21 protein-coding genes are annotated in these 15,979 nt (G+C 53.7%); 7 read left to right on the top strand and 14 right to left on the bottom strand.

Features of this window, described 5'->3' with window-relative positions:
* The first annotated feature begins 4 nt into the window (after window positions 1-4).
* Entirely contained in the window at window positions 5-595 is a 591-nt protein-coding gene (locus tag GH984_RS08065; RefSeq protein ID WP_153719708.1) for a phosphoheptose isomerase, read from the top strand.
* On the opposite strand, the gene GH984_RS08060 is transcribed toward GH984_RS08065, so the two are convergent.
* The 6 genes from GH984_RS08060 to GH984_RS08035 all read right to left on the bottom strand — a co-directional run bounded on the left by GH984_RS08060 (window position 578) and on the right by GH984_RS08035 (window position 5,105).
* On the bottom strand, window positions 578-940 hold the full coding sequence (locus tag GH984_RS08060) for a ClpXP protease specificity-enhancing factor (RefSeq protein WP_153719707.1): 363 nt from the start codon (window positions 938-940) through the stop codon (window positions 578-580). The genes GH984_RS08065 and GH984_RS08060 overlap by 18 nt on opposite strands.
* Complete coding sequence (locus GH984_RS08055) at window positions 940-1,545, bottom strand: glutathione S-transferase N-terminal domain-containing protein (RefSeq protein ID WP_153719706.1); 606 nt, start codon at window positions 1,543-1,545, stop codon at window positions 940-942. Before GH984_RS08055 ends, GH984_RS08060 begins: the two co-directional genes overlap by 1 nt.
* A gap of 56 nt (window positions 1,546-1,601) precedes the next feature.
* Window positions 1,602-2,333: a cytochrome c1 gene (locus GH984_RS08050; protein WP_153719705.1), complete on the bottom strand. Its 732-nt coding sequence runs from the start codon at window positions 2,331-2,333 to the stop codon at window positions 1,602-1,604.
* Entirely contained in the window at window positions 2,333-3,592 is a 1,260-nt protein-coding gene (locus tag GH984_RS08045) for a cytochrome b (protein ID WP_153719704.1), read from the bottom strand. The genes GH984_RS08050 and GH984_RS08045 overlap by 1 nt, the downstream gene beginning before the upstream one ends.
* A gap of 1 nt (window position 3,593) precedes the next feature.
* Window positions 3,594-4,184 carry a ubiquinol-cytochrome c reductase iron-sulfur subunit gene (petA, locus tag GH984_RS08040; RefSeq protein WP_153719703.1) on the bottom strand — a complete coding sequence of 197 codons (591 nt, stop codon included), beginning with the start codon at window positions 4,182-4,184 and terminating at the stop codon, window positions 3,594-3,596.
* A 162-nt stretch (window positions 4,185-4,346) separates the two neighbouring features.
* The gene (locus GH984_RS08035) at window positions 4,347-5,105 is read right to left on the bottom strand and encodes a Nif3-like dinuclear metal center hexameric protein (RefSeq protein ID WP_153719702.1); all 759 of its coding nucleotides are present in this window, start codon (window positions 5,103-5,105) and stop codon (window positions 4,347-4,349) included.
* Between the two features lie 37 nt (window positions 5,106-5,142).
* On the opposite strand from GH984_RS08035, the gene GH984_RS08030 reads away from it, so the two are divergent.
* Entirely contained in the window at window positions 5,143-6,243 is a 1,101-nt protein-coding gene (locus GH984_RS08030) for a S1C family serine protease (protein ID WP_153719701.1), read from the top strand.
* A gap of 5 nt (window positions 6,244-6,248) precedes the next feature.
* Here the strand turns inward: GH984_RS08030 and hisD are convergent, their stop codons facing one another.
* From hisD to GH984_RS07990, 8 genes are read right to left on the bottom strand one after another with little or no spacing between them, the layout of a single operon-like run.
* Window positions 6,249-7,544, bottom strand: coding sequence for a histidinol dehydrogenase (gene hisD / locus GH984_RS08025; protein ID WP_153719700.1), 1,296 nt, complete (start codon window positions 7,542-7,544; stop codon window positions 6,249-6,251).
* 3 nt (window positions 7,545-7,547) lie between these two features.
* Entirely contained in the window at window positions 7,548-8,183 is a 636-nt protein-coding gene (gene hisG, locus GH984_RS08020) for an ATP phosphoribosyltransferase (RefSeq protein WP_369692005.1), read from the bottom strand.
* Complete coding sequence (murA, locus tag GH984_RS08015) at window positions 8,170-9,450, bottom strand: UDP-N-acetylglucosamine 1-carboxyvinyltransferase (protein WP_369692004.1); 1,281 nt, start codon at window positions 9,448-9,450, stop codon at window positions 8,170-8,172. Before murA ends, hisG begins: the two co-directional genes overlap by 14 nt.
* 4 nt (window positions 9,451-9,454) lie before the next feature.
* Window positions 9,455-9,700: a BolA family protein gene (locus GH984_RS08010; RefSeq protein WP_253939181.1), complete on the bottom strand. Its 246-nt coding sequence runs from the start codon at window positions 9,698-9,700 to the stop codon at window positions 9,455-9,457.
* Window positions 9,687-10,019: an STAS domain-containing protein gene (locus GH984_RS08005; RefSeq protein WP_172973203.1), complete on the bottom strand. Its 333-nt coding sequence runs from the start codon at window positions 10,017-10,019 to the stop codon at window positions 9,687-9,689. The genes GH984_RS08010 and GH984_RS08005 overlap by 14 nt, the downstream gene beginning before the upstream one ends.
* A complete protein-coding gene (gene mlaD / locus GH984_RS08000) occupies window positions 10,012-10,485 on the bottom strand; it encodes an outer membrane lipid asymmetry maintenance protein MlaD (protein WP_369692003.1) in 474 nt (157 codons plus the stop codon). The genes GH984_RS08005 and mlaD overlap by 8 nt, the downstream gene beginning before the upstream one ends.
* 15 nt (window positions 10,486-10,500) lie before the next feature.
* Window positions 10,501-11,277: a lipid asymmetry maintenance ABC transporter permease subunit MlaE gene (gene mlaE / locus GH984_RS07995; protein ID WP_153719698.1), complete on the bottom strand. Its 777-nt coding sequence runs from the start codon at window positions 11,275-11,277 to the stop codon at window positions 10,501-10,503.
* A complete protein-coding gene (locus GH984_RS07990; protein WP_153719697.1) occupies window positions 11,274-12,095 on the bottom strand; it encodes an ABC transporter ATP-binding protein in 822 nt (273 codons plus the stop codon). Before GH984_RS07990 ends, mlaE begins: the two co-directional genes overlap by 4 nt.
* A gap of 85 nt (window positions 12,096-12,180) precedes the next feature.
* Here GH984_RS07990 and GH984_RS07985 point away from each other — a divergent pair, with 85 nt between their 5' ends.
* From GH984_RS07985 to lptB, 5 genes are read left to right on the top strand one after another with little or no spacing between them, the layout of a single operon-like run.
* The gene (locus GH984_RS07985; protein WP_253939179.1) at window positions 12,181-13,161 is read left to right on the top strand and encodes a calcium/sodium antiporter; all 981 of its coding nucleotides are present in this window, start codon (window positions 12,181-12,183) and stop codon (window positions 13,159-13,161) included.
* Window positions 13,162-13,165: 4 nt separating this feature from the next.
* Window positions 13,166-14,152, top strand: coding sequence for a KpsF/GutQ family sugar-phosphate isomerase (locus GH984_RS07980; RefSeq protein WP_253939178.1), 987 nt, complete (start codon window positions 13,166-13,168; stop codon window positions 14,150-14,152).
* Window positions 14,152-14,700, top strand: a complete 549-nt coding sequence (gene lptC, locus GH984_RS07975; protein ID WP_153719695.1) for an LPS export ABC transporter periplasmic protein LptC — start codon at window positions 14,152-14,154, stop codon at window positions 14,698-14,700. Before GH984_RS07980 ends, lptC begins: the two co-directional genes overlap by 1 nt.
* A complete protein-coding gene (gene lptA, locus GH984_RS07970; protein WP_172973202.1) occupies window positions 14,693-15,211 on the top strand; it encodes a lipopolysaccharide transport periplasmic protein LptA in 519 nt (172 codons plus the stop codon). The genes lptC and lptA overlap by 8 nt, the downstream gene beginning before the upstream one ends.
* Window positions 15,208-15,939: an LPS export ABC transporter ATP-binding protein gene (lptB, locus tag GH984_RS07965; protein WP_153719693.1), complete on the top strand. Its 732-nt coding sequence runs from the start codon at window positions 15,208-15,210 to the stop codon at window positions 15,937-15,939. The genes lptA and lptB overlap by 4 nt, the downstream gene beginning before the upstream one ends.
* Window positions 15,940-15,979: the final 40 nt, after the last annotated feature.

Genomic DNA, 15,979 nt, shown 5'->3' with positions numbered 1-15,979 from the left:
GGCCATGAAAGATACCGATCGAATTCAACACATTTTTCGCGAAAGCATTCAGGCCAAAACTCAAGCGATGGAACAGCTGAGTCCTGCCATTGCGGCCGCGGGGCATTTGATGGCCCATTGTCTACAGAGCGATGGGCGTATTTTAAGCTGCGGCAATGGGGGATCAGCAGGAGACGCTCAACATTTTTCCTCTGAACTACTAAACCGCTTTGAGATGGAACGCCCTGGATTACCCGCCATTGCGCTAACCACGGATAGCTCAACCGTTACTTCAATTGCTAATGATTATCGCTTTGAAGAGATTTTTGCCCGCCAAATTTCAGCGCTAGCACACCCAGGGGATGTCATTCTTGCGATTAGCACCAGCGGTAATAGCGCCAATGTATTGCGGGCAATCGAGGCTGCCCATGAACGCGGCGCCAGCGTAGTTGCCCTTACCGGCCGTGATGGGGGGGCGATGGCGCTTAAACTTGGGGATGAAGACGTTGAAATACGGGCCCCTTCAAACATAACGGCGCGTATTCAAGAGATTCATTTGGTGGTTATTCATTGCCTGTGCGATTTAATCGACAGAACATTATTTAACAACGCGTAACCCGGGGCGACTCGGCGCGGGTGGCGGTGGGTCACCCTCTTCTTCGCTAAACACCATGCCACGGCCGTTTTCACGCGCATAAATAGCAAGTACCTCCGCAATCGGCACGGTCACCTGGTGCGGGACGCCACCGAAGCGGGCACTGAGTTCGACGAACTCATTGCCAAGCGTAAGACTGCCAACGGCACTTGGGGAGATATTCAAAACCAACCTGCCGCCCTCCGCAAACTCTTGCGGCGCATTAACGCCTTCTCCCATCACGTTAATCAATAAATGCGGGGTAAGACCGTTATCAACGATCCATTCATGCAGTGCGCGGAGCAAATAAGGACGGCTGGGCGTCATCAGGCAGGCCGCATTGCCCGCTCGGCCTCCGTGAGACTGAGCTGAAAGGCTTCTCGCTCAAATAATCGCTCACCGTAAGCCACAATGGGCGCAGCTTCTTCAGGCAGATCAACACCATAAAATGGCAACCGCCATAGCAAGGGCGCTAGTGCACAATCCATCATGCTGAGCTCTTCACTCAGAAAAAACGGGGTGCCCGTTTCAAAAATATCTGCGCTTGCCGTAAGCCCCTCTGACAATTCACGTCGAGCCGCAGGCCGCTTACGCTTATCCTGCCGCTCAAGTAATTCAAGAAGCCGATACCAATCACGCTCAACCCGAGAAATCACTAGTTTTGCTTTGGCCCGAGAAACCGGATCGATGGGCATGAGTGGTGGATGCGGAAATCGCTCATCTAAATACTCACAAATCACGCGCGCATCGTATAAAGCAAGCTCTCGGTCAACCAGCGTTGGCGTTTCGCCGTAGGGATTCAGCCAAAGCAAATCTTCTGGCTGTGGGCCGGTTGGAGATACCTCGACAATCTCAACCGAGATACCCTTTTCAGCAAGCACAAGGCGCACCCGATGGCTATCTGCGCTTGCGGCATCTGTATACAGTCCCATCGTAGACCGCTGGCTGAGGGAGACTACGGCCTCAGCTGGCTGCTGGCTAGAGCGACTCAGTGGATATCCCTCCAGTATTCGCGCTTTAACAGATACGCAAGGAAAGTGAAGATCACCAAAAACCCAATTACCCAAACGCCAATTTCCTGCCGTTTGGCGCGCACCGGTTCAGCCAAAAAGGCCATAAAGTTTGTGATATCTCGAGTAGCCTGGTGAAATTCTTCTTCTGAAAGCATACCGGCCTGCTGTTCTGGCACCCGAATGCCGGCCACTTGGATTTCATCCCCCACTTCTTCGAACTTGGCTTCTGGCACACCTTGCAGCGTCCACATCACGTGCGGCATGGAAGAATTCACAAGCAGCGTGTTGTTCCACCCTGAACTGGCGTCGGGATCACGATAAAAACTATTCAAATAGGTGTAAACCCAATCAGCACCACGCGAACGCGCTGTTAACGATAAATCGGGCGCCGCGGCCCCAAACCAGCGCTCAGCATCGGCCTCACGCATGGCAGCCCGCATCATATTGCCTTCCTGATAAGAGCCGTAGATCAGGTTATCTTCCACCATCTCCATCGAAACGCCCAAGGCATCTGGCAGGGCATTCCAGCGTACATACTTGGCAGAATGGCAACTGATGCAAAGATTGGTAAATAAGGCCGCACCTCTTTGCAAAGACGCTTCATCGGATACGTCGACCCGTGCTTTCATCAGGTCTGCATATCCACCAGCCCCAAAAGCCACGCCAGAGGCAAGCAGTAACAGTAAAGCTAGAGCGGTTTTTTTCATCAGTCGGTCACTCTCTCCGGCACTGGCTTGGTTCGCTCAAATCCGAACGCCGTATAAACGTACAAGAACACAAAGAAGCCAAAATACACAGCTGTCCAAATCTGCGCCCACAGGGTAACCGTGAGCCCGACAATAATGTCTGACGGGGCCTTAAGACCCAAGTAGCTCAGGATGACAAAGGCGGCAGCAAAAAGCCCCAGCGCAATTTTATGACCCAAACCGCGATACCGGATGGAGCGCACTTTTCCGCGATCAATCCAAGGCAACAGGAATAGCATAAAGATGGCTAGGCCCATCAATACCACGCCGCCGAACTTATCTGGCACCGCACGCAAGACGGAATAGAACGCGGTGAAATACCATACAGGTGCAATGTGCTCTGGTGTTTGCAGTGGGTTTGCCGGCTCAAAATTGGGTGGCTCTAGGAATAACCCACCCATCTCTGGCGCAAAGAACACAACAGCGGCAAAGAAAATCAAAAACACACCTAACCCGAAAGTATCTTTAACCGTGTAGTACGGATGGAACGGAATACCATCTTTCGGCTTGCCGCTTGCATCTTTGTTTTTCTTGATATCAACGCCGTCTGGGTTGTTAGAACCCACCTCATGCAAAGCGAGAATATGGAAAACCACTAAGCCAACGAGTGCCAGGGGTAGGGCCACCACGTGCAGCGCGAAGAATCGGTTTAAGGTAACGCCCGAAATGTTGTAATCGCCACGAATCCATAGCGCTAGTTGCTCACCCACGCCGGGAATAGCACCAAATAAGGAAATGATGACCTGAGCACCCCAAAACGACATCTGGCCCCAGGGCAGCAGGTAACCCATAAATGCTTCGGCCATTAACAGCAGATAAATAATCATGCCGAAGATCCAAATAAGTTCACGCGGCTTTTGATACGAGCCGTACATCAGCGCTCGAAACATATGCAGGTACACCACCACAAAAAATGCAGAGGCGCCCGTCGAGTGCATGTACCGAATCAGCCAACCCCATTCCACATCACGCATGATGTACTCAACAGAAGCAAACGCCCCCTCAGCCGAGGGGTTGTAGTTCATCGTCAACCAAATACCCGTTAGCAACTGGTTGACCAACACAATCAGAGCAAGCGAACCGAAGTAATACCAAAAGTTGAAGTTTTTGGGCGCGTAGTACTCGGCGATGTGCTCATTCCACATCTTGGTCAGAGGAAAGCGTGCATCTACCCAGCCTAATAGGCCGCCCGTTGCTTTCGTTGTTGTTGCGTCGCTCATGCTATGCAGCCTCCTCATCCTCGCCAATGACGATAAGACCGTCCTCAGCCATGCGATATGGTGGGATCGGGAGATTAGTGGGTGCGGGCACACCGGAGTAAACCCGCCCAGCCATGTCAAAGCGCGACCCATGGCATGGGCAGAAAAAACCACCCAGCCAGTCTGCACTGAGTGACCCTGGCTGCGGCATAAAGGACGGAATACATCCTAAATGCGTGCAAATTGGCACCACGACCAAAAACTCAGGGTCGATGGAACGATGGATGTTGCGCGCGTAAGCAGGCTGCTGCGACTCAACATCAGAATTGGGGTCGCGCAGCTGAGGCTCTAACTCATTTAAATTCTCAATGGCCTTTTCAGATCGGCGAATGACCCATACGGGCTGCCCGCGCCACGAGGTATCTACGCGCTGGCCAGGCTCTAACGTGCTTGTGTCTACCTCCACCGGGGCACCCGCCGCGCGCGTTGTTGCGCTAGGATTCCAGTAAGCAAGAAATGGCACAGCCACAGCAGCTGCACCGGCACCACCGACTACTGAGACGGCACCAGTTAAAAAACGACGACGACTCTTATTTGCGCCTTCTTGGGACATCAACCTTCCCCTGCATGGGTACTAATCTATAGTGCAAGGCGCTTTGTTAGCTGCCAAAACACCGCTTGAAAGGGCCCTACTTAGACGCCCTTTTTCGCCCCATAGAATCTAACATTCAGCCCTTCCCGTCAAGCCAAACCGCCTTATGAACCCACGTTTTCGTTATGCCGGATTGTCATCATCAATAAACTGATGATCAATCCCGAAATGCTCAGCCAAATGCGCACCCAACGCCTGCACGCCACCGCGCTCTGTTGCATGATGCCCTGCCGCAAAATAGTGAACGCCCAGCTCTCGGGCTTCATGGGTGGTCGGCTCAGAAATCTCGCCGCTAATATACGCCTGCACACCCAATGCCGCCGCCGCGGGCAGAAACTTTTGCCCACCGCCACTGCACCAAGCGATATGTTGAATCTGCTTTGGCTCTGAAGCGATGCGTAGCGGCAAGCGATTAAGGTGCAATTGAAGCCTGTCGGCAAGCTCGGCCGGCGTTACCGGCGCTGCCAATCGGCCATGCCATAACAAATCTGGCACACCCCCCGCGCTGAGGGGTGGCTCAACGCGAATCCCCAGCCCTTCAGCAAGACAGGCGTTATTGCCAAAACGACGATGAATATCAAGCGGCAAATGATAAGCCAGCACCGAAACATCAGCCCGAATTAATCGCTGCAAGCGTTGGCCTTTCATGCCGGTAATTGGGGCCGGCTCGCCTTTCCAGAAAAAACCATGATGAACGAGGATAGCATCCGCCTTTGCCTCAATTGCCGCGTCAATAAACCGCTGACTGGCCGTTACCCCCGTTACCAGGCGTTGGACTGCGGCACGCCCCTCCACCTGCAAGCCATTCGGGCAGTAATCCTCAACGGTCTCTGGCTGCAAAATTTCAGCAAGATAATCAGTGAGTGTCGTAAGCTGTACCATTACGTTTCCTCAGACCTTTTCGCTGTGAGTATATGGGATGACAACACGCTCTTTCATTCGGTTTGTCTTAAGTTACGCATTGGTTGGCACCGTTGTAGCCGTTACCTTGGTCTGGTTTGCCCCTCAGCTGCTCGAGCGCAACCCAGACACAGAGCCTTCTGCAGAGCCGCTCTCCTATGCGGATGCGGTTGCCTTAGCCGCACCCTCTGTTGTCAATATCTATACCGCCACTCGCAGCCGCGATCCGCGCAATGCCATCTCTGATGATCCGGCATTGGATGAGTTCTTTCGTGGCGGCCCCTTACTCGATGATCCGCGTCTTAATACCTCACTGGGCTCAGGCGTTATTTTGAGCAATGATGGCCATATACTGACGAATTACCATGTTGTAACGGGTGCTGAGCAAATTCAGGTGTTACTTGCCGACGGGCGAGATACAGCGGCAACGCTGGTGGGCTCCGATCCTGAGTCAGACCTTGCCGTCTTAAAGATTGAGCTGGCTAATTTGCCAAATGCCAGCCTTTCAACTTCCACCCAACTGCGGGTGGGTGATGTGGTGTTTGCCATCGGTAATCCGTTTGGGGTTGGGCAAACGGTAACGCAGGGCATTATCAGCGCCACCGGTCGATCACAGCTTGGCCTGACTACGTTTGAGAATTTCATTCAAACCGATGCGGCCATTAACCCTGGAAATTCGGGCGGAGCACTCGTTAATGCCAGCGGTGAAATTATCGGCATTAATACCGCCATCTTCAGTCAATCGGGCGGTTCAATGGGTATTGGGTTTGCGATTCCCGCCGATTTAGCGGCCAATGTGTTGAATGGAATTATCGAGAACGGCCGCGTTGTTCGCGGCTGGATCGGCGTCCAAATTCAAGATGTGCTTGACCCCACGACTGGCGTCTTGGTGGCCGGTGTCATGCCGCAGGGCCCTGCGGATCAGGCAGGGCTGACTGCTGATGATCTCATCACCCATTTAGACGATCAGCGAATTGAGGATGTTAACGATTTGCTCAACCGGGTGGCTGCCAAAAAACCCGGTAGCAACTTGGTACTCAGTGGACTACGTGATGGCGAGACGCTTGAATGGGAAATCACCATCGGCGAGCGCCCCACTCAGCTGCAACAACCCCGATAAGGCGCCTACTTTTGACGATACTCAGCGGAGCGAGCATGCGCAGTAAGGCCTTCAGCATACGCAAGACGCGCGGCAATTCGACTGAGGGAATCTGCGCCCGCTTCACTGCAGTGAATTAGGCTAGTGACCTTCTGAAAGTCATACACACCCAATGGCGAGGCAAACCGAGCGGTGCGCGAAGTCGGCAAAACATGACTTGGCCCAGCACAATAATCGCCAATCGCCTCTGGTGTATAGCGACCTAAAAAGATGGCACCGGCATGGTGGATTCTGGCTGCCAAGCGCTCAGGCTCGATAACCGATAACTCAAGATGCTCGGGGGCAATCGCATTGGCAACCTCAGCTGCTTCAGCCAAATCTCTCACGCAAATTAACGCACCCCGCCGAGATAAGGACTCACGAATAATTTCGGAGCGCTCCATTTGCGGCAGCAAACGCTCCATCGTAGCTTGCACATCATCTAGGTAACGCGCCTCGGGGCATACCAATAAGGCACGCGCATCTTCATCGTGTTCGGCCTGAGAGAAAAGATCCATTGCCGTCCACTCTGGATCCGTCTGCCCATCACAGATAACCAAAATCTCTGAAGGCCCTGCCACCATATCAATACCAACATGGCCAAAAACTCGACGCTTTGCCTCTGCCACATAGGCATTACCAGGGCCAACAATTTTATCGACCGCAGGCACGGTTTTCGTGCCATAGGCCAAGGCCGCAATTGCATGCGCACCACCTAAAAGAAATAATCGATCTACCCGGGCAACCGCCGCAGCCGCTAGTACCATGGGGCTGATCTCACCCCCAGGTGCCGGCGCTACCATCACAATCTCGCCCACCCCCGCCACATCAGCGGGAATGGCGTTCATCAGCACTGACGAGGGGTATGCCGCCTTGCCGCCCGGCACATAAATACCCACACGCTCAAGCGGCGTGACCTGCTGGCCTAACACGGTGCCGTCAGACTCCTCACGCTGCCAAGACGTGGTGCGCTGATGCTGATGGTAGTCACGCACGCGCGCCGCCGCCTGCTCAAGCGCCTCACGATCAGCCGGATCGAGCGCTTCGAGCGCGGCCTGGCAACGCGCTTGGCTAACCTCAAGCTGGGCAACGGTATCGACCGGGTAGTTATCCAGCGTCTTGCTGTAATACAACAACGCCTGATCACCCTCGCTCCGCACGCGTTTTAAAATATCGGAAACAGCAGACTCCACCGCATGAGTGGCGCCATCATCCCAGTTCGTTAACGCGGCAAGCTGTGCCTGAAAATCTGGCTGGGTTGTACTTAGTCTGCGAATATCCAACGCTTACTCCACACTTTCTGCGATTTGACTGATCATTGGCTTGAGCGCCTGATGGCGCAGTTTCATCGATGTCTTATTGACCACAAGCCGCGCGCTTATATCCGCAATACATTCTAAAGGCGCCAACCCGTTCGCTTTTAGGGTGTTCCCCGTATCGACCAGGTCCACAATCACATCGGCTAGCCCAACCATGGGTGCAAGCTCCATCGAACCATACAGCTTAATTAAATCGACCTGCCTGCCCCGAGCGGCAAAATAACGCCGGGTGATATTGACGAATTTAGTGGCCACTCGCAGTCGACGACGTTCAAGGTCGGTGTCTGGCGGGCCTGCCACCATAAGCCGACATCGCGCAATACGCAGATCTACAGGCTCGTATAGCCCATGGCCACCCTGTTCCATCAGTACGTCTTTGCCCGCTACGCCCAGGTCGGCACCACCGTAAGCGACATACGTCGGCACATCGGTAGCCCGCACGATAATCAGGCGAACATCGTCACGGCGCGTTGGAATAAGCAATTGCCGGCTCTTTTCAGGGTCTTCCAGCGGTTCAATGCCTAACGGTGCCAGCAGTGGCAACGTCTGCTCTAGGATGCGGCCTTTCGATAAGGCAAGGGTGATTGGCTCAGCTTGCGGCACGAGACGGTTCTCCTGGCATACGCTGAATGTCGGCACCGAGCTGCGCCAGCTTTTCCTCGATACATTCGTAGCCGCGATCGATGTGATAGATCCGATCGACCTGCGTCTCACCCTCACCCACCAAACCCGCTAAAACAAGACTGGCTGAGGCACGCAAATCTGTTGCCATCACCGGTGCGCCGGTTAACCGCTCCACACCTGTGCTAATGGCGGTGTGCCCTTCAAGCCGGACATCAGCGCCCATCCGCTGAATTTCTTGAACATGCATAAAGCGATTTTCAAAGACCGTTTCGGTGACCATTCCAACGCCGTTGGCCACCGCGTTCATGGCACAAAACTGCGCCTGCATATCCGTTGGAAACGCCGGGTAAGGGGCTGTTCTTACGCTAACGGACTGTGCTCTTCGCCCTTGCATATCCAGCTTAATCCAATCATCACCGGTCTCTATCTCAGCCCCTGCTTCACGCAGCTTGCCAATCACCGAATCTAGCAATCGCGGGGCGGTATCTTTAACCCAAATTCGTCCACTAGTCATCGCCGCAGCCACTAAAAAAGTGCCCGTTTCAATACGATCTGGCAGCACCCGATAATGCGCGCCATGCATTCGTTTAACGCCCTCAATGGTGATGCTATCCGTGCCCGCGCCACTGACCCGAGCACCCATCGCATTCAGGCAATTGGCCAGGTCCACCACTTCGGGTTCGCGCGCGGCGTTTTCAATAACTGTCGTGCCCTCAGCTAGAGTGGCCGCCATCATCAGGTTTTCTGTGCCGGTGACTGTGACCAGATCCATCACCAGCCGCGCCCCTTTAAGCCGCTTGCAGCGTGCACGGATATAACCGTTTTCAACCACGATCTCCGCGCCAAGCGCACGTAGACCCTCAACATGAAGATTGACCGGCCGAGTTCCAATTGCGCAGCCGCCGGGTAAAGAGACGTCGGCTTCGCCATAGCGTGCAAGTAACGGCCCTAAAACCAAAATAGAAGCGCGCATGGTTTTGACCAGTTCATACGGCGCGTGACAGTTATTAATCGTGCTCGGATCAATTTCGACCTGCATCCGCTCATCAACCGTTAGCCCTACACCCATCCGACCCAAAAGCTCCATGGTGGTCGTGATGTCATGCAAGTCTGGGATATTACCGATCACACTTGGGCCATCAGCCAGCAGGGTCGCAGCCATGATCGGCAAGGCAGCGTTTTTTGCACCTGAGATCCGAATATCTCCATCGATGCGTCTGCCACCGCGAATAAGCAGTTTTTCCACTCAATCAGTCCTGTTCTGCCGCGGCTTGCGCAGGCGTTAATGTACGCATCGAGATCGCATGCAACACATCACTGTCGATATGCGCTTGCAATAGGTCATAAACCATTCGATGCCGCTTAATTAAAGGAAGGTTTTCAAAATCAGGTGAAATGATGCGGGCCTGGAAATGCCGCCCATCACCAATCACCTCAACTTGTGCGCTATTTAAGCCGGCCTCCAACAAGGCACGAATCGCATCAGGCTCCATCATTTTCTTTAGCATCCCGTGAGTCGTTAATTGACAGTCCCAGTATTGTATCAACGCTGCTGATTTGAGCGAGTCGAATCAGCTGATCCGGCGCACTTTGCAACAAAAGACCGCCACCCGCTGCCTGTAATCGCAACTGCCATTCCAGCAATAGAGCCAGTCCAGCGCTATCAACATTTTTAACTTGAGCCAAATCGAGCTTGCAGCGATCTGCGGTTACCGGCAGTTGGGGTAGTAGCGCCGCCACGTTGTCTGCACGCAGATCACCCCGCAACACAAATCGCCCTGCTGAGGCCTTCTCAAGCGCAAGCGTGTCACTCACTTTCATCGCCTGCCGACTGATTAAAGATGAATCGGCCCACCACATCTTCTAACACCAACGCCGATTGCGTAACCAGCAGTTCAGATCCCTCTTTAAGCGCATCTGGCATGCCGCCCGGCTCTAACGAGACATACTGCTCGCCCAACAAACCCGATGTACGGATGCTGCCTGATGAGTCACTCGGCAAATCATCATAATCGGCTGAGATAGTCATCTCGACACGCGCTTCTAGCCGAGACTGGTCTAGCTCAATAGCCGTAACCCGACCAATTTGAACACCACCGAGACTGACCGGCGCGCGCTCACGCAACCCGCCAACGTTTTGAAAATAACCGACAACTGTATAGCCTTCAGCCCGCTGGAAAGCGGTGATATTGCTCACCTGCATGGCCAACACAAACAGCGCCGCACATCCTGCAACAACGAAGGCGCCTACTGCTATCTCGATACTCCGTGTATTAACCACCGGATAAACCCTCCGTTAATCAAACATCAGTGCCGTGAGCACAAAATCCAGACCCAATACGATGAGTGACGTCACCACCACCGTTCTTGTCGTCGCCCGACTAACGCCCTGCGAGGTCGGCATGCAATCGTAGCCGTTAAAAACGGCTATCCACCCGGCAACCACACCAAAGGCAACGCTTTTAATCAGGCCATTGAGCACATCATCAGTAAAACTAACCTGTGCCTGCATTTGCGACCAAAATGCACCACCATCAATACCGAGCATGGCCGTGGCAACGCCATAAGCGCCAAAAATGGCGAGCAACGTAAATAATGTGGCAAGCAATGGTAAAGAGATCACCGCGGCAATCAAACGCGGGGCCATCACCCGTCTTTCAGGATCAACCGCCATCATCTCCATGCCAGCAAGCTGTTCGGTTGCCTTCATTAATCCGATCTCAGCCGTTAGCGCCGAGCCCGCCCGCCCAGCAAATAACAGGGCGGTAACAACAGGGCCTAGCTCTCGAGTGAGTGTGAGCGCCACTAGCACGCCGAGCGACTCTTCAGCACCAAAATCGACCAGCGTGTAATAGCCTTGTAGCCCAAGCACCATGCCCACAAACAGGCCTGAAACGACAATAATAACTAGCGTTAAAACGCCAACTGAATAAACCTGATGCACCAGCAACCCGGGGCGGCGAGCCAGTTCATCAAGGCCACGCAAAATTCGCCCAAAAAAACAGGCAGCCCGACCTAAAGTTGCCACGTTGTTAAGGGTTGCGGCCCCTAAACGCTGCAATAAACCCGTCATTTATACGGCCTTGAGCGCAACTCATCATCCAAATCAGCTGCCGGATAATGAAACGGCACCGGCCCATCTGGCAGTGCCTGAATAAATTGCTGAACCCACGCTGAATCGCTATTTTTCAGCTCATCAGGCGTGCCGCAAGCAACCACCTGCTCCTCAGAAATCACATACACTCGATCGGCAATGCTGAGTGTTTCCCCCACGTCGTGAGAAACGATGATACTGGTGATACCAAGCGCATCATTGAGCTGGCGAATTGCCTGCGTTAAGGCTCCCATCGAGATGGGGTCTTGCCCAGCAAAAGGCTCATCGTAAAGCATCAGCTCAGGATCCATCGCTAAGGCCCGCGCAAGTGAAACGCGCCGCGCCATACCGCCAGATAGCTCCGCGGGGTAAAGATCTCGCGCGCCGCGCAACCCCACCGTTTGTAACTTCATCAACACCACATGATAAATGAGTGCCTCAGGCAAATTCGTGTGCTCTCTTAATGGGAATGCCACGTTCTCATAGCAAGTCATGTCGGTGAACAGCGCCCCGCTTTGAAACAGCACACCCATTCGTCGCCGCAGTCGATAAAGATCACGGCGCGAAAGCTCGCCAACCTCTTCACCAGCAACTTTAACGGATCCCGCATCAGCCCGAAGCTGCCCGCCAATGAGTCGCAAAAGGGTTGTCTTTCCCGTTCCGCTGGGCCCCATAATTGCCACGACCTCGCCTTGCTCAACGGTAATATCAATTCCGCTAAACAAACGCCGCTGCCCACGGGAAAAAACTAATCCCTTAATATCAATTAATGGTGTAATTGTTGCTGAGCGAGCCATGCGGATGGAGTATCAGCCACGCTGACAGTAGCGTCAAATACCGATCAGGCAGTATGGTGCGCAAACGCATCAAGGAGCGTATTTTTTGTTTAACACTCAACTGCCCCTGTTACTGGTTGTGTTAGTCGGCTCGCTGGGCTTTCTAACGTGGAGCGCCGATCGATTTATTGATGCGGCGGCCACGGCAGCGGGCCGACTCGGTGTCTCTTCGTTACTCATTGGCATTTTTGTGATTGGCATTGGCACCTCTTTGCCAGAAATGATGGTGTCTGCTTTGGCGGCCTACGAGGGCAGCCCAGGCATTGCACTTGGCAATGCGCTTGGTTCCAATATCGCGAATATTGGGCTTATTCTTGGCATTACCGCCCTTATCGCCCCGATATTACTGCCTCAGCGCATACTGGAGCGGGAATACCGTCTGCTACTACTCGTAACAGCCGGCGTTGCGCTCTTAATGGTCAATCAGCACTTTTCCCGCCTAGATGGGGTTGTGCTGCTAACCGGCATGGTTGGTGTTTTGATTTGGCTTTTTATTGAGGCAAAACGAGGGCATGCAGACATGGTGCAAGACGCGCAACTGGAAAACCCGGCCACCGCCGAACAGCCCATGCGCATTTTATTATTTTGGCTAGTAGGCGGGCTCACCGTATTGTTAATCAGCTCGCAAGGGCTTGTTTGGTCCGCCAGCGGGCTTGCGCGCTTGATTGGCGTGAGTGAGCTCGTGATTGGCTTATCCATTGTAGCAATCGGCACCAGCCTGCCCGAGCTGGCAGCGGGTATTGCCAGCGTGCGTCGTGGGCATAACGATCTTGCGATTGGCAACATCATTGGGTCTTGTATTTTCAACCTGCTTGGCGTGCTAGGAATTGCCGCACTGGTGCAGCCATTTTCTTTTTCGGGCGTGAGTCTGATCCGAGACTACGGCATCATGGTGGTGTTTTTATTAGCCATACTCGTGCTGGGGCGCCGATTTGGCCAACGCGGACAACTCGGACGGGCAGACGCCGCCATCTTATTAGGTGGCTACGTAATCTATCAGGCGCTGCTGTTCTTAGTTGGGGAGTGATTGTTTGAATACAGAATCAGTCAAGGACGAAGACCTCATTAAACTCGGTCGTGCTGTGATCGAAACCGAGGCGGCGGCAGTTGCCGCACTGACAAATCGAATCGATGATCAATTCGTTGTGGCCTGCCGCTTGTTACTGCAGTGCGAAGGGCGCGTTGTGGTAATTGGCATGGGGAAGTCCGGCCATATCGGCAGCAAATTAGCCGCCACCCTAGCTAGCACCGGCACACCCGCATTTTTTGTTCACCCCGGAGAAGCCGGGCATGGTGACTTGGGGATGATCACCGCTGACGATACGCTCATCGCCCTGTCGAATTCCGGAGAAACAGACGAAGTTAATCAACTGCTTCCGCTTATCAAACGCCGGCAAATCCCATTGGTTGCCATTACCGGCAACCCAAGTTCAACACTCGCTCGCGCAGCGAGTGTGCATCTTGATGTAGCAGTAGATCGCGAAGCCTGCCCACTGGGGCTTGCCCCCACGGCTAGCACCACTGCGAGTTTAGCGATGGGTGATGCGCTGGCGATTGCACTGCTCGAAGCCCGGGGTTTTACCGCCGAAGACTTTGCCCTATCGCACCCAGGCGGGCGGTTAGGCCGCCGCCTTTTGCTGCGAATCGAAGATCTTATGCACCCCAGCGCCGATACGCCTCAAGTTTACCCTGGCACGGGCCTTGCCGATGCGCTGGTCGAAATGACGCGATATGGGCTGGGCATGACCGCCATTGTTGATCATGACCAACGTATTCTCGGTATTTTTACCGATGGTGACTTACGCCGCGCGCTTGATAAGAACGTGGATGTTCATCAAACACCCATCGAGGCGGTTATGACACCGAACCCACGTCACGTAGAACGTCAGCAGCTAGCGGCCGAAGCGTTAGCCATGATGGAAGAAAAGCGCATTAACGCACTGCTAGTTGCGGATGCTGATAGCCGCCTGGTTGGCGCATTAAACATGCACGACTTATTGCGAGCTGGCGTTGTGTAATGACTAGACATATGATCGCATTTGCCGCGTTGGTGTTCATGCTAGCCGTGACATGGTGGGGTTTTGGGGAGCGCGAGGTAGCCCTTGAACCGGCAGATGAATCGACAGAAGATCTGCTTACGGCTTATGCCACTGATTTTGTCATTTTACGTACCAACGATAAGGGCGTTGCCGAGTTTCAACTAGAAGCACCCATCGGGCGTTATTTTGAAAACCAAGACCTGTGGCAGATTGACGAGCCACAATGGCACATGTACCCCGAGGACGAGCCCGCATGGGTAGGCAGCGCAGACATTGGGCAAAGCTGGGCAGGTGGCGAAGAAGCCGAGCTTATTGGCAATGTCAAACTGACTCAGGTGCTTCCCGAAGGTACCCGACAACTAACAAGCGAGCGCTTTTTTCTGCAACCCAAAGCACAATATGCAGAAACAAACGATCCGGTTCGCCTAACCGGCCCAACCTATGAGATTACGGCCATTGGTGCACGCGCCTGGCTTGATGAAAAACGCACTGAGCTGCTGAATGAAGCAAGAGGACAACATGACTAGAACGCTTTGCCTAATGGCACAAATTCTCGTTTTTTCTTTACTTGCCATCATGAGTTTAACCACCCATGCACAAACGCGTGGCCCCGTGCAGCTTGAGGCTGACACAGCCGAGGTGAGTGATGCCGATGGCTTAAGCATTTACCGAGGTAACGTCGTGCTTACTCGCGACGATACGCGTATCACTGGTGATGTAATGCGCGTCTACACAGACTCCGAGCGCGAACTGCAACGCATTGAAGTTGAGGGAAATCCTGCAACCTATCGGGATATACCACTCGATGGCGGAGCGCCTCGCCGAGCTGAATCGCCCATCATGGAATATTACGCGGCCAATCCTGAGCGCATTATTTTGCGCTCTGGCGGGCGGCTGTGGCAGGGCGACAACGAAGTCACTGGAGAGACCATTACACACTTTGTTGCCGAAGGAAGAACTGTTGCTGACGGGAGTTCGGCAGGCGGTTCGGGACGTGTCAACGTTACCGTCTTTCCGGAGCAAGAGTCTGAGGAATGAGCGCTAAGGTATTACAGGCTGATGGCCTCGTAAAAAGGTATCGCGGCCTTGCGGTTGTTGATGATGTCAGCGTGCGTGTTAGCGCGGGCGAAATTGTTGGCCTGCTTGGGCCAAATGGCGCCGGGAAAACCACCAGTTTTTATATGATCGTGGGGCTCATCGGTTCTGACCAAGGGCGCATTGAGCTTAATTATCGCGACATCACCAAAGAGCCGATGCATGTGCGTGCGCGCCTTGGCATTGGCTATCTTCCTCAGGAAGCCTCTGTTTTTCGTCGGTTATCTGTAATTGACAACCTGCTCGCTATTTTAGAAACCCGTAAAGACCTCAATAGACAAGAACGCCTGCAGCAAGCCGATGCGTTGCTCACCGAGTTTAATATCGCGCATCTGCGCACTCAGCAAGGCATCAGCCTATCTGGTGGTGAACGGCGCCGGGTTGAAATTGCTCGTGCACTGGCGGCTAATCCACGTTTTATTTTGTTAGACGAGCCCTTCGCTGGCGTCGATCCCATTTCAGTAGGCGATATCAAAAGCATTGTCCGCCATTTAGCTGAACGGGGTATTGGCGTGCTGATTACCGACCATAACGTGCGCGAAACACTAGGTCTGGTGGATCGCGCTTATATTCTGAGTGCCGGAAAGGTGATTAGCGAAGGCAAGCCTGCCGAGATCCTGCAAGACCCTCAAGTTAGGGCGGTTTATCTTGGAGAGGATTTCCAGCTCTAAGACTAGCCGAACTCACGTTGGCGGAGTTACTCTGGACACT

The sequence above is a fragment of the Spiribacter salilacus genome (assembly GCF_009649225.1).
In the GTDB taxonomy this organism is placed as follows: Bacteria; Pseudomonadota; Gammaproteobacteria; order Nitrococcales; family Nitrococcaceae; genus Spiribacter; species Spiribacter salilacus.
The sequence above is the reverse complement of the archived record's forward strand: the minus strand, read 5'-3'. Positions and strand labels throughout refer to the sequence as shown.

Coding starts and splice junctions, on each gene's coding strand:
- petA (WP_153719703.1), bottom strand. CDS start 4,184: ATGTCCCAAGAAGGCGCAAATAAGAGTCGTCGTCGTTTTTTAACTGGT.
- GH984_RS08050 (WP_153719705.1), bottom strand. CDS start 2,333: ATGAAAAAAACCGCTCTAGCTTTACTGTTACTGCTTGCCTCTGGCGTG.
- GH984_RS07990 (WP_153719697.1), bottom strand. CDS start 12,095: ATGGCTCGCTCAGCAACAATTACACCATTAATTGATATTAAGGGATTA.
- GH984_RS08045 (WP_153719704.1), bottom strand. CDS start 3,592: ATGAGCGACGCAACAACAACGAAAGCAACGGGCGGCCTATTAGGCTGG.
- lptA (WP_172973202.1), top strand. CDS start 14,693: ATGACTAGAACGCTTTGCCTAATGGCACAAATTCTCGTTTTTTCTTTA.
- GH984_RS08010 (WP_253939181.1), bottom strand. CDS start 9,700: ATGATGGAGCCTGATGCGATTCGTGCCTTGTTGGAGGCCGGCTTAAAT.
- GH984_RS08035 (WP_153719702.1), bottom strand. CDS start 5,105: ATGGTACAGCTTACGACACTCACTGATTATCTTGCTGAAATTTTGCAG.
- lptB (WP_153719693.1), top strand. CDS start 15,208: ATGAGCGCTAAGGTATTACAGGCTGATGGCCTCGTAAAAAGGTATCGC.
- lptC (WP_153719695.1), top strand. CDS start 14,152: ATGACTAGACATATGATCGCATTTGCCGCGTTGGTGTTCATGCTAGCC.
- GH984_RS08030 (WP_153719701.1), top strand. CDS start 5,143: ATGACAACACGCTCTTTCATTCGGTTTGTCTTAAGTTACGCATTGGTT.
- GH984_RS08055 (WP_153719706.1), bottom strand. CDS start 1,545: ATGGGACTGTATACAGATGCCGCAAGCGCAGATAGCCATCGGGTGCGC.
- GH984_RS08060 (WP_153719707.1), bottom strand. CDS start 940: ATGACGCCCAGCCGTCCTTATTTGCTCCGCGCACTGCATGAATGGATC.
- mlaE (WP_153719698.1), bottom strand. CDS start 11,277: ATGACGGGTTTATTGCAGCGTTTAGGGGCCGCAACCCTTAACAACGTG.
- GH984_RS08065 (WP_153719708.1), top strand. CDS start 5: ATGAAAGATACCGATCGAATTCAACACATTTTTCGCGAAAGCATTCAG.